A 13,098-nucleotide genomic window follows, 5' to 3' on the forward strand; every position below is an offset into this window, starting at 1 on the left:
AATATGCAGATAAAAATGAAAAAAGCCCTTTTAATTGGAGCCGCTATGCTCTCTACTGCTTTAAACGCTGAAACGCTCACTATTGAGCGTATTTTCTCTTCTCCTTCACTCGATGGCAACGCACCCCGTTCGTTAAAAGTATCACCTGACGGTCAACGGGTAACATTTCTTAAAGGTAAGCAAACCGACTACGAGCGCCTAGATCTATGGGAATACCATATTGAAAGTGGCCAAACTCGCATGCTTTTCGACTCAAACGACCTACAAAGCGGCGAAGAAGTGCTTTCTGATGAAGAGAAAGCGCGACGCGAGCGTATGCGTTTATCTGGCAGCGGTATTGTAAGCTACCAGTGGTCGGACGATGGTAAAGCCTTACTTTTCCCATTAGGTGGCGATGTGTTTTATCACAAGCTGGGCGAAAAAGGGGCGAAGCAACTTTTAGATACTGACGCTTTTGAAACTGATATTAAATTATCACCAAAAGGTAACTACATTTCCTTCATTCGCGACCAGAACCTTTATGTAAAACACATTGAATCGGGTAAAGAAACGGCAATTACCAAAGAAGGTGGCGACAACATTAAATTTGGTATGGCCGAATTTGTGGCGCAAGAAGAAATGGGCCGTATGACCGGATACTGGTGGTCGCCAGATGAGACTAAAATCGCCTTTACCAAGGTTGATGAAAGCCCGGTAGATGTGATCACACGTTCTGAAATCTATGCTGACGACATCAAGCTTATCGAACAAAAATACCCGAAAGCGGGCACGCCAAACGTCTTGGTGGAACTTGCTATTCAAGACATCAACTCTGGCGATCGCACTTGGGTGGATTTAGGTGAAGATAAAGACATTTATTTTGCTCGCGGTAAGTGGATGCCAAACAACACCACCTTTACCTACCAGTGGCAAACGCGTGATCAGCAAACGTTAGAGCTGCGCGCCTTCGACCTTAACAGCAAAAAAGAAAACGTGCTGCTTACAGAATCAAGCAACACGTGGGTAAACCTGCACAACGACCTTTACTTCCTAAAAGACAAAGGCCAATTTATTTGGGCGTCAGAGCGCGACGGTTTTAAACACCTTTACCTTTTCGACAATAAAGGCAAGTTGGTTAAGCAGTTAACCAAAGGTGACTGGGTTGTAGACAGTGTTGAAGCTATTGATACTGCAAACAACCGTTTGTACTTCTCTGGCCGCAAAGACACCCCACTAGAAAGCCATGTTTACAGCGTGCCTTTAGATGGCGGCGAGATTTCGCGTATTACTGAACTAGGCGCGTATCACAGCGCGGCATTTAGCAAAGATGCCTCTATCTTTATCGACCGTTTCTCAACCATTAACTCTCCTGCACAAGTTAGCCTAAATAGTGCCACCGGCGAGCGAATTACCTGGCTTGAAGAAAATAAAGTTGAAGAAGGCCACCCTCTGCACGCTTACATGGATAGCTGGACGGCACCTGAGTTTGGTGACATCACCACAAAGGATGGCGCAACCCTTAAATATCGAATTTACACGCCTGACAGTGCCAAGCGAAACCCTAAACAGAAGCACCCTGTTATTGTTTACCTTTACGGCGGCCCGCACGCACAGGTTGTAACAAACAGCTGGGCGGGTAACCGTGGCTTGCTTTTCCAACACTGGGTTGATCAAGGCTATGTGGTATTTACGCTAGATAACCGCGGTTCTAACTATCGCGGTAAAGGCTTTGAAGATCCTATTTATAAAAAAATGGGCTTTATTGAAGTGGACGATCAGGTTGCAGGCGTAGAGTTCTTGCGTACGCTTGACTACGTTGACGCTGAGCGTATTGGTGTTCATGGCCACAGCTATGGCGGCTACATGACGCTGATGACCATGTTCAAAGCGGGCGATTACTTTGCAGCGGGCGTGTCAGGTGCTCCGGTAACTGACTGGCGCTTATACGATACCCACTACACTGAACGCTACATGGGCAACCCAAATTCAGATGATGATGCTTACACTGCGTCTTCAGTATTCCCTTACGCAAAAGATCTGAAGGGTGACCTTTTGATTTACCACGGCATGGCAGATGACAACGTGTTGTTTACCCACTCGACCATGCTATACAAGCATCTTCAAGACTTGGCAATTCCATTTGAAACTATGGATTACCCGGGCAAGAAGCACAGCATCCGTGGTAAGCAAACGGGCATTCATTTATACAAAACTATTACTAACTTCTTTAACCGTAACTTGAAAGACTAATACGGTTAGAGCCTGGGGCCTGTTGATCTCTGTACATCTAAGCTCAACAAGCCCTAGAAAGCAGTAAAAAGCAAAAAGCGATGCTTATGAAGGCATCGCTTTTTTTTTGGTCAGTTTAATTAACGCTTATTTTGTGCATGTTTGCGTTGTAGCGCTTTGTGCACTTGTAGGGTGATTAGACTTTCTTTACTTGCTACTTGCTACTTGCTACTTCAAAGCATCTATCAAGTATTACAAATGCAGAAACTAGCTAAACATCTGGGTTGCTAGGTTTTGCTGTACCGCCTGAGCAGACGATGCACTTAGTTCAATCTCAATAGGATCGGCTTTGCCCGACAGCCAAATTTTAAGCTCGGCGTCAGTATCAAAATGCCCTGCCGTCTCAACGATAAACTGCGTAATAGATTTATAAGGTATTGAATGATAGTTCACTTTGCGCCCGGTAAGGCCTTGCTTATCAATAAGGATTAGGCGCTTGTTTGTGAATACACTTAAATCGCGCACTAGCTTAAACGCAGAGGTAACGGTTTCGTTAACAGCAAGTATAGGCGTAAGCTCTTCTTGAACATCTGAAGCGCTAGTCTCGCTTGCATTACCCATGATGGTATCAAATAAACCCATGACATTTCCTTTTAGGCAGAGGCAAGTTTAACTCGCCATTGAACTCTATGCGCCAGTGGCTTGGGTTTATCCAAAGCAAAGCCTTGACCGAAATCTACTTTAAGCTCTCGTAAAACTTCGGCGGTCGCGTTATCGACCACAAACTCTGCCACGGTCTGTTTACCCATACTGTGCGCGATATTATTTATCGCAGTTACTGTAGCATGATCGATAGGATCGTGAACGATATTTCGCACAAAGGAGCCGTCAATCTTAACGTAATCAACATCTAGGTTTTTCAGGTAGGTGAACGAGGACATACCAGCACCAAAGTCGTCTAAGGCAAAGCTACACCCCAAATCTCGTAGTGTAGAAATGAAATGTTTAGCAGCGCTTAAGTTAGTTACCGCTGTTGTTTCTGTAATCTCAAAACAAATTTTCTCAGCAGGTACAGAAGTACTTTGCATACGCTTGGCAATCTTATGCAGCGCCATTTCATCACCCAATGTAATACCCGATAAATTAATCGCGACTTTGCCCACGTTATCGATGTGAGCGGGGTTACGTTCAAGGGTTTTAAGGGTGTTATCTACCACCCACATATCCACTTTGTTCATTAAACCGTGACGTTCTGCCAACGGGATGAAAAGCCCCGGGCTTATAAGACCACTGTCTTTTGCATTTAGACGAAGCAAAATCTCGTAATGCTGAAGTTGGGCGGCCTTTTCTTGGTTGGGGACGTTAAGCGGCATGATAGCTTGGCTATACAACTCAAACCCGTCGTTTTGTAATGCGTGATGCAAGGCATGTAACACCTGGTTTTCACTGTCATCAATGGCCATTTGCGAGTCATTATCATGAAACACAAAGTAACGGTTTCGACCCAAGTGTTTGGCTTTGTAACACGCGTTGTCAGCAGCTTTAATTAACGCTTCTGCACTTTGTGTACTCTCGTTTATTTCGATAACTCCAATGCTTGCCCCTACAAAGAACAACTTGTCGTCATAAACAAAACGATAATTTGAAATCGCCAATAAAAGCTTGTCTAGGCGCTTGGTCACCTCATCCAAACTTTGATTGCGAAATATAATGCAGAACTCGTCTCCCCCTATTCGGGCAAGCAAGTCTTGCCCATTTACGTATTGCCTAAATATGGTAGAGATTTCTTTTAGCAGCTTATCGCCGGCTGGGTGACCACAGCTGTCGTTTACTAATTTGAATCGATCCATATCGATAAAGCACATCACGCTTTGCTTGTGGTAAGCGCGAGGCGAATTGATACTCGCCACTTTTTCAAAATCAACGTGGTTTAAAGCCTTGCTCTCGCCCTGCTGACCAGCCGCTTTATGCGTTTCATCAAGGATCGTTCGCAGTTTCTCATCAAATGCATAGCGATTAAACAGCCCGGTTAACTGGTCATGGTTAGCTTGAAAATACACTTCTTCCTGAAGCGCCAGCTCTTTCGTCACATCACGAGCTATGCCTTCAACGGCAACCAGTAATCCTTGCTCGTCGACAATGGGGGTGTCTGAAAATTCAATCGCTAACGGTTCGCCGACCTTGCCTTGATAATGCACAATATAAGGCTCGGGCTTTTCGCCACGGGCAATGGTTTGACGTATCTCAAACGTCTCGTCCGGTACTTGGCGAACGTACTTCGATTCGTTTGCACAGAAGTCTTCTGCGCTAAACCCTAAAATCTTTTCAATACCCGCGCTCACATACATAAAGTTGTGCTCGATGGTCTTGGTGTAAACAAAGTGGCGGTGCATGCCGTCAACTAAGCGGCGATACTTTTCTTCGCTACGCTTTAAATCGTGCTGGGCGCGAAAACGTTCGGTCACGTCCCTTACGGTTACCGCAATATTGTCACCGGCTTTTACCACCTGAACTTTTATCCATTGAGGCGCAATCTTATCGCTATGAATGGCAAGGTGAGCTTCATAAGGCACGCCAAGTTCAGCAACGTTTTTGGCGTTTTTAAATTCACTGCTTAAACCTAAATAACGCGTTTGCTCGGCTAAGCTCATAGACCGCAATACATCGCATGCACCGCGAAATAGGTAGCGACTGTATGAGTTTGCTTCTACTAGAGAAAAGTCGTCATCTGTTGGCTGATAAATAAGAAGCGCATCAAGGGAGGCTTCGCTAGCGGTGAGGTAACGCTGCTGACTTAAAGACAAATTAACCGCACCTTTAAGCTGCTTGTGCAGCACATAGCTCACCAGAGCCGACATCAACAGACCAATCATCATGATCAAAAAGCCAGCATTATAAGGGCTTAACTGGGATTGCATGGAAAGGGAAAAATCCCGTTCTAAAAACGTGAACGGCAAAAGCGACACAATAGTGCCGTCATTGATTAACTCACCACTTTGAAACAGCGTTGCTTTGTCGGCGTTAAGCTTAAAGTTAAACTGCGGGCCAACTAACTCGCCTAACATCACGGTTAATATGGTTTGTATGTCGAAACCCGCCACTAAAAACCCATGTTCAGGCTCTTGAGGGCTTATGGCCCTACCTACAATAATAAAATGGTGTTTAGCGGCATCTGAATATAAGAGTGTGCTTTCCAATTCTTCGGACAAATGCGACACGTTTAAGCCTAACGCTTCCATAGGCTTGCCAATCAAACTGTTGTCTATGCGGGTTTTAATACCAGAGGCTGGCGTTGCCACCCACGCCACCTCACCGTTGGCATCGACAAATACCAGCGATGAAAAGCCGCGCTGCATACCCATTAACGACAGGGCTTGCGCATTAAACCAGTCTACTTGGTTTGGCTCAAAGGTAGGCCAATTTTGCATTAAATTGTGCAGTGCTTGGATGCGTTCGCTTGAGAAAACTTCTAGACTAATTTTTACCTGCTCAGCAACCGACTGGGCTTTAGAAATACGTGCAGCGCGTTCATCGTTTTGAATAAAAATGCCCGCAGAAACGAATAAAAAGGTGAGAAAAAGAAACAAAACCGTAGGTAAGGCGTAAATACGATGGTTGTGTTTGCTTAACATGTGCCTGTCTCCGGTAACTTGCGCCGGTATACTAAAGTAGAATTATTAAATAAATATGAATTGTCTTATATGGTTTAGGCTCTGGCGTTATCTAATAGTATCTGGCACTGTAAGGCTTCCGATTTCCTTTTAGTGCGTAAAGGCCCTTGTCGGCGCTACCCCATAAAAAAACAAAATGAAAAGAGCGTGACTTAATGAGTATTTCCCCAAATTTCGAAGATATAAAACAAGCCTATGAACGTATAAAAGGCGACGTAAAGAACACGCCAATTATGGAATCTTCGTTGCTCAATAAGTGGATGGGCAACCGCATTTTGTTTAAAGCGGAGTGCTTACAGACCATCGGGGCATTCAAAATTCGCGGCGCTATGAATTTTTTAGCCCGCTTGAAAGAGGAAGGTCGTTTACCGAAGCATGTAGTTGCCAATAGTTCTGGAAATCATGCTCAGGCAGTAGCCTATGCAGCGTCTCACTTTGGTATTAAGGCCACTATTTTCGCAAGCGAGACCATTTCACCAATTAAAGCTGCCGCTACGCAAAGCTATGGTGCTGAATTAAAACTATTCCCTACCCGTCCAGAAGCAGACGCTGCTGTAGAGCAAGCCTCAAAAGCTCCAGACACGGTCTGGATACCGCCGTTTAACCACCAGGATATTGTGGCAGGACAAGGCACGGCAACGGTTGGAAGCGCTTAACGAATTGGTGAGGTGGATGCTGTCTTTGCGCCGTGTGGTGGCGGAGGGTTATTGTCGGGCTCATTACTGGCAACTCGCGCACTACAGCCAAATGCATTGGTCATTGGCGCCGAGCCTGCCGAGGCGAATGATGCCTCTATGTCGTTGCAAGCTGGTGAGATCATTGCCTTAGACTATGCACCAAATACCTTAGCAGACGGCGCTGCCACGCCTTCTGTTGGCGATGTTACGTTCCCTATATTGCAAGAAATAGATGATTTCTATGAAGTGGACGAGCTGCAAATTGCTTATTGGACCCAATGGCTACATCATTTATTAAAGCTTCATATAGAGCCCACATGTGCGATGACCATGGCTGCAGTAGCGGCTTGGGCTGCCAACACCCCGCCTGGGCAAACGGCTCTTGTTATATTGAGTGGTGGAAACATAAGTCAGGCGAGTATGGCTAAGATTTGGGAGAGAGATTTTTTGCTGCAGCCTCCTATCCTTGACCTTGATGACGAAGATGAACTTGAAGAAACTGAGCGTGTTGAGGCATAGCGTTGCGTTAGTGCGTAGCTATTGAAACTCGAGCAGCTCGGTATACAAACTAAAAAACAAAGAATAAAACAGAAGTAAAAAAGGCAGAAACTCACTATGAACTCTACATTGTCGGCACTGACATTTAAAAAGCACTCGCTTTCAAAATTACTCACCGCAACGTTTGCAACAGCGGCAACGTTAGGTGCTATGACCACCACGCTTACGGTAGATGCTGCAACGCTAGTCGAGAACGTAAAAGGCTATACGTTAAATGAAAGTGGCAAACTGATTACGTTTAAAAACCTTGTCATTGATGAAGGCAAAGTGGTTGCATTAGATATCGAAAAAGGCACCACGCCTGTCGATAGCACTATTGATGGCAAAGGCAAAGTCATGCTACCCGGGCTTATCGACGCTCACGGGCATTTGCTTGGATTAGGCGCAAACTTGTTGGAAGTCGATTTACGAGAAAGTAGCAGTGCTCAAGACGCGGCAAAGACAGTTGCCGAATACGCATTTGCGAATGGACAACAAGCTTGGATTACCGGGCGCGGTTGGAACCAGGAATTGTGGTCTGACAGAGCCTTTCCAACAGCGGCTGATCTAGATAAAGTAATTTCTGACCGACCTGTGGCACTAGCTCGCGTAGACAGCCACGCTACCTGGGTGAACAGTAAAGCGATGGAAATTGCGGGTATAACGAAAGACACCCCATCGCCTGCAGGAGGCGAAATCATTAAAGACGCTGACGGTAATCCTACCGGTGTTTTCATTGATAATGCATCGCAATTAATAGAAGCGCACTTGCCTAAAGCAAGCAACGCTATTTACGAGCAACAATTACAAGCAGCAGGTGAGCACTTACTAGCAAATGGCGTTACGTCAATGCACGATGCTGGCATAGACAGAGACGTTTACGATTTCTATTTGAAAGAAGCAGTAGAAGGTGACTTGCCCGTGCGTATTTACGCTATGGTGAGTGCTACAGACCCTGATCTCAGCACCATGCTAGGCAACGGCACCATTCGCGACAAAGACGATTTCCTATATATTCGTTCGGTTAAAGCCTATGGCGATGGCGCATTAGGTAGCCGAGGCGCTGCATTGCTTGAACCTTATTCAGATGCGCCGCATCAACATGGATTGCTGTTAACTCAACCAGAGGACATGACCCAACTGTTTACCACAGTTATCGGTGCAGGCTTCCAGCTAAACTACCATGCCATTGGTGATAAGGCTAACCATGTTGCACTAAACGAGTTTGAAACCACGTTTAAGAGTATTGGCGGCAGCGAACTGCGCAACCGCATTGAGCATGCACAGGTGATTGCGCCTGACGACCTAGCCCGCTTTGCTTCGCTGAAGGTCTTACCTTCCATGCAGCCTACTCACGCCACCAGCGATAAGAACATGGCGGAAGATCGCCTTGGCAAAGATCGTATGAAAGGCGCTTATGCGTGGAAAACGCTACTCGATTCGGGCATTGCACTGCCCTTAGGCTCTGATTTCCCTGTAGAGCTTGCTAACCCATTTTACGGGCTTCACGCTGCGGTTACGCGACAAGACAGAAACAATCACCCCGTAAAAGGTTGGTATGCCCACGAAGCGTTAACCATCGAACAAGCCTTTAAAGGGTTTACTTTAGATGCTGCCTACGCAGGGCACATGGAAGATACCTTGGGCACACTGACGCCAGGAAAATGGGCAGACTTTATCTTGGTCGACCAAGATATTTTTACCATTGATGCCAAAGACATTTGGAAAACCGAAGTACACGCAACTTATGTGGCTGGAGAAGAAGTTTCTTCTAAATGAGTAGCGAAAACAAAAGCCTGTTAACCAAAGGGATTGGCGGCATTGGCGCTGCCCTTTTGGTGTTAAATGGCCTTATTGGGGCGGGCATTTTTGCTCTGCCCGCTAAAATGGCCGCTGAGCTCGGCGCTTTCAGCCCTTACATCTTTTTGATTTTTGGCGCGCTAATGCTGGCCATTGTGTGGTGTTTTGGGCAGCTAGCGGCGCTGTACCAAGAAACCGGCGGACCTGTGGTGTACGCCCAGAAAGGCTTCGGCGACGCAGCGGCGTTTCAAACTGGCTTTATTTACTATTTAGCTCGCGCAACCGCGATTGCAGCCAACATGCACGTGTTATTGCTATACGCCGGCTATGTGTGGCCCGAACTAAATGCGGGAATAGGCAAATCATTCGCTATTATCGCGCTTACCACAGCACTAATCGTAGTGAATATTGTCGGCCTTAAAGCCGCCATGCGTTCACTTGATACTATCTCGGTGCTAAAACTGCTGCCTTTCGTGGCGCTCATCGCGGTTGGCTACTGGCAGCTCGATTTTTCTACTGCGTTAGTACGTTCTTCGGAAACCGTTGTGCCTGCATTTGACACCATTTCTGCCGGTGCCCTACTTACACTTTACGCTTTTATTGGTTTTGAAACGGTAGTGGTCACGAGCGGCGAGACCAGTTCACCAAAAAAGACCATACCTCGGGCTTTAATGCTTACGGTTTCAGGTATCGCCATATTTTACTTTTGCGTGCAGTGGCTGTATTGGCACACTGTAGGGCCTGCAAAGCCGGATAGCGCACCACTTATTGCACTCGCCAATATGATATTTGGCGAAACTGGGGCGCTTATAATGACGCTAACCGCCGTGGTGTCGGTTGCCGGTAACTTACTGGCAAATATGATTTCTACGTCTCGGCTAACGTTTTCTATGGCCCAGCAGTCACTTATTCCAGGTAAATTGGGACAGAAGTTAGGCGAGATTCATGCGCCCTTTGCTACCCCAGCAGTTTCCATATTAATACTGGGAATGTTTGCAGGTACTATGGCACTTAGCGGTAGCTTTGTGTGGTTAGCTATTTCCAGTGTGCTTGCCCGGCTTGTGGTTTACGCCGTGTGTGTAGTGGTGCTGATGAAAGCTCAGCGGGCTTCCTTGCAGAGCGCTTCTTCACAAGCCTGCATGCAGCAAGATACTTCTGAGAAAGACGCTTACCTTAAAGGTTCTGCAGGCCCATTCGTCAGCCCTGTAAACCTGTTTCGACGTCTGATACCCTTTGTCGCACTAGCGGTTTGCGCATGGTCTATTGCACAGTCGTCAACCAACGCGTGGCTATTTTTACTGGGTGAATTAGTGGTTGGCGCACTGCTTTATTTTTTTATTTCGCTCCAAGCAACAAAGAATCAAAAGGTTAAACCGTGGAAATTCAAGTTATACCCGTTACGCCCTTTGCCCAAAACTGTTCATTAATTTGGGATTCATCCACTAACAAAGGCGCGTTTGTCGACCCAGGCGGCGACGTTGAAAAGTTGATTGAAGCTGCATCGAATAAAGGCGTGAGTATAGAGAAAATTATACTCACTCATGGGCACTTAGATCATGTGGGCGGCACTGTCGCCATTGCTGAACATTACGGTGTACCTATTGTTGGGCCGCATGTTGGCGATAAATTCTGGCTAGATGCACTTATGCAGCAAAGCCAGATGTTTGGCTTTCCGCCCGCCCAGCCTTTTGCTCCCAACGAGTGGTTAAACGACAACGATACCATTTCAGTGGGCAATTTAACGCTAGACGTGCTGCATTGCCCGGGTCATACACCTGGTCATGTGGTGCTGGTAGAACGCTCAAGTAATCGCGTTATTGTGGGGGATGTCATTTTCGCAGGCTCTATTGGCAGAACTGATTTCCCTCAAGGTAATCATCAGCAATTAATCGACTCGATTAAACAGAAAATTATGGTGCTGCCGGATGATATGAAGATTTACCCGGGTCACGGGCCAACCACAACGGTTGCAACCGAAAAGGCCACGAATCCTTATGTTTCGGGTCAATTCGGATAAAACTTCACGTCGTATCAGCAGTCAAAGAACAAAAAGGCGAGGTGCGTTGAACAAGCTTTTGCTTGTTTCGCCCTCGCCTTTCGCTTATTTAACGCCTGCCACATACAAGCTTGAAGCGATAAGTAACAGACCTTACCAACTAATGCTTATTCGTATGCACCGCTCGCATAATGCAATTCATAGCTGTGGCTATAAATTTCAAGGATGTTGCCAAACGGGTCTTCCATGTAAATCATGCGGTAAGGCTTTTCACCCGGATAATAATAACGCGGCGCCTTCATTCGCTTTTTACCACCAGCAGCGACAACCTTTTCAGCCAAGCCTTCAACATCTGGGTCTTGAACACAGAAATGGAAGATACCGGTTTTCCAATATTCAAAGTTGTTTTCTGGGTTCTCTTGGTTGCTGAACTCAAAAATTTCAACGCCAACACGATCACCTGTTGAAAGGTGCGCAATGCGGAATTTCCCCCAACCTGGACCAAATACATCGGTACACATTTCGCCAATCGCCGAGTCATCTTCAACAATCTCGGTTGGCTTCATGATGAGGTACCAGCCAAGTACTTCGGTATAAAATTTCACGGCAGCTTCTAAGTCAGGTACTGAAATTCCAATATGAGAAAACGTACGTGGATATGGTGTTTTTACTGCTTCAGTCATTACTTACTCCTATGTAGTGCAAGTTATCGAAATGGCTTAAGCGGCCGCCTTTTAAACAAGGCCAACTCGAACACCGCTTAAGTGAATGTGCATACATAGTAGCTAGACAAAGATAAAACATGAAATTATGATATTTTCTAAATTTGATAATTTTTATTTATACCCAAATGATAAACCCTATTTGGCTAGACACCTTCATCACGTTAGTAGAAACGGGGAACTTTACGCGTACTGCAGAGCAACGTTTTATGACCCAGCCAGGTGTAAGTCAGCATCTTAAGAAACTGGAAGAGGCTTGTCAGTGTGAACTAGTCGTCCGTTTAGGCAAGGGCATTCAGCTAACTGAACAGGGCCAGCGTGTGTACCACTATGCCAAGAAGCAGCAGGAAAAAGAGCAAGATTTTATTGCCAGCTTAAAGTTTGACGCCCCTTTTGAAGGTAAGTGCGTAGTAGCCTGCTCAGGCGCGATTGCTCAGCGTATTTACCCAGCCTTACTGGCACTGCAAAAACAGCATAGCGCGCTTAATATTCACGTGGAAGTCGCGCCTCGACGCACAATTTTGTCGGGCATTGCGAACAATACGCTGGAGCTTGGCATTGTGACAAACCAGCCAGAGAGTGAAGATATACATAGTGAGTATTTAGGCGAAGAAGCATTGGGGCTTATTCTACCGCGTAGCCTACCTGACGCGCTTGCTGCGCAGGTTCCTGGGTTATCTGAAAACGCGCAGGGTTTTATTTCGGATTCAGGTTCGGATTCAGGTTCGGATTCAGGTTCGGGTTCGGGTTCGGGTTCGGGTTCGGGTTCGGGTTCGGTAGCAAAAGTAGCAAGCGTATCTGGAAAAGCAAAGAGTAAAACTGATGATGGTAGAACATTAAAAGCCGTCATCAGGCATCTAGGGCTTATTAATCACCCTGATGCTATGCACTACTTGCAGCGCTATTTTAACGATTGTGGAGAAGCTGAGTTAGCTAACGTTAATCCGAATAAGTTGCCTCATGCCGGCTACATAAACCAGCTTTCGCAAATTCTACTGCCCGTAAGCGAAGGGTTGGGTTACACCGTGCTGCCCACCAGCACACTAGACTTTGTCTCTTTTGCCGACAAACTTACCGTCTACAAAGCTAAAAATGAAGTAACCGAGCCCCTATACAGTGTTCAAACACCCCACAGCGCTCTACCCGCCCGCTACCAAGCAGTTAAACAAGCAATCACCCAAGTATTGGGTTAAAAATGGGGTCAGAGTCTGAGGTATCCCACAAATAGTATAACGATATCAGTGAGATAAAAAAAATAGGAACATTCATGACGTTTAGTGATCAGATCAATCGCCAAAAATCACTGAGGCCAAACAGCCATGAATGCTCCATCTATTGTGAACAAAGTCGTTACGCTTGTCAGCTACAATATGCATAAAACTCGTCTAAATGCGGTCACGGCGTGCGTCAAAAGCCTACTTAATGGAAGCGCTGCAACTGTAACCAGCATAGGTCGAGGAGTTAATACTAAAGCCTTTGAAAAACAT

General features: G+C 46.1%; 8 protein-coding genes and 1 pseudogene. 6 read left to right on the forward strand and 3 right to left on the reverse strand.

Annotation, left to right across the window (positions count from 1 at the left end; translation table 11 throughout):
- Window positions 1-15 precede the first annotated feature (15 nt).
- Window positions 16-2,229, forward strand: a complete 2,214-nt coding sequence (locus KUL49_RS19655; protein WP_131138350.1) for a S9 family peptidase — start codon at window positions 16-18, stop codon at window positions 2,227-2,229.
- 246 nt (window positions 2,230-2,475) lie between these two features.
- On the opposite strand, the gene KUL49_RS19660 is transcribed toward KUL49_RS19655, so the two are convergent.
- Window positions 2,476-2,850, reverse strand: coding sequence for a PH domain-containing protein (locus KUL49_RS19660; protein WP_039216362.1), 375 nt, complete (start codon window positions 2,848-2,850; stop codon window positions 2,476-2,478).
- An 11-nt stretch (window positions 2,851-2,861) separates the two neighbouring features.
- Window positions 2,862-5,840, reverse strand: a complete 2,979-nt coding sequence (locus KUL49_RS19665; RefSeq protein WP_131138351.1) for a bifunctional diguanylate cyclase/phosphodiesterase — start codon at window positions 5,838-5,840, stop codon at window positions 2,862-2,864.
- Window positions 5,841-6,034: 194 nt separating this feature from the next.
- Between KUL49_RS19665 and KUL49_RS19670 the strand changes: the two are divergent.
- From KUL49_RS19670 to KUL49_RS19685, 4 genes and pseudogenes are all read left to right on the forward strand, one after another.
- Window positions 6,035-7,075, forward strand: a pseudogene (locus tag KUL49_RS19670) (serine/threonine dehydratase).
- Between the two features lie 96 nt (window positions 7,076-7,171).
- Complete coding sequence (locus tag KUL49_RS19675; protein ID WP_131138352.1) at window positions 7,172-8,872, forward strand: amidohydrolase; 1,701 nt, start codon at window positions 7,172-7,174, stop codon at window positions 8,870-8,872.
- Window positions 8,869-10,320 carry an APC family permease gene (locus KUL49_RS19680; RefSeq protein ID WP_242633901.1) on the forward strand — a complete coding sequence of 484 codons (1,452 nt, stop codon included), beginning with the start codon at window positions 8,869-8,871 and terminating at the stop codon, window positions 10,318-10,320. Before KUL49_RS19675 ends, KUL49_RS19680 begins: the two co-directional genes overlap by 4 nt.
- A complete protein-coding gene (locus KUL49_RS19685; protein ID WP_131138353.1) occupies window positions 10,269-10,910 on the forward strand; it encodes an MBL fold metallo-hydrolase in 642 nt (213 codons plus the stop codon). Before KUL49_RS19680 ends, KUL49_RS19685 begins: the two co-directional genes overlap by 52 nt.
- 146 nt (window positions 10,911-11,056) lie before the next feature.
- Here the strand turns inward: KUL49_RS19685 and KUL49_RS19690 are convergent, their stop codons facing one another.
- Window positions 11,057-11,572, reverse strand: coding sequence for a lactoylglutathione lyase family protein (locus KUL49_RS19690; protein WP_131138354.1), 516 nt, complete (start codon window positions 11,570-11,572; stop codon window positions 11,057-11,059).
- A gap of 167 nt (window positions 11,573-11,739) precedes the next feature.
- On the opposite strand from KUL49_RS19690, the gene KUL49_RS19695 reads away from it, so the two are divergent.
- The gene (locus KUL49_RS19695) at window positions 11,740-12,804 is read left to right on the forward strand and encodes a LysR family transcriptional regulator (protein WP_131138355.1); all 1,065 of its coding nucleotides are present in this window, start codon (window positions 11,740-11,742) and stop codon (window positions 12,802-12,804) included.
- Window positions 12,805-13,098: the final 294 nt, after the last annotated feature.

It is taken from the genome of Alteromonas sp. KUL17 (assembly GCF_006538305.1).
Taxonomy (GTDB): Bacteria; Pseudomonadota; Gammaproteobacteria; order Enterobacterales; family Alteromonadaceae; genus Alteromonas; species Alteromonas macleodii.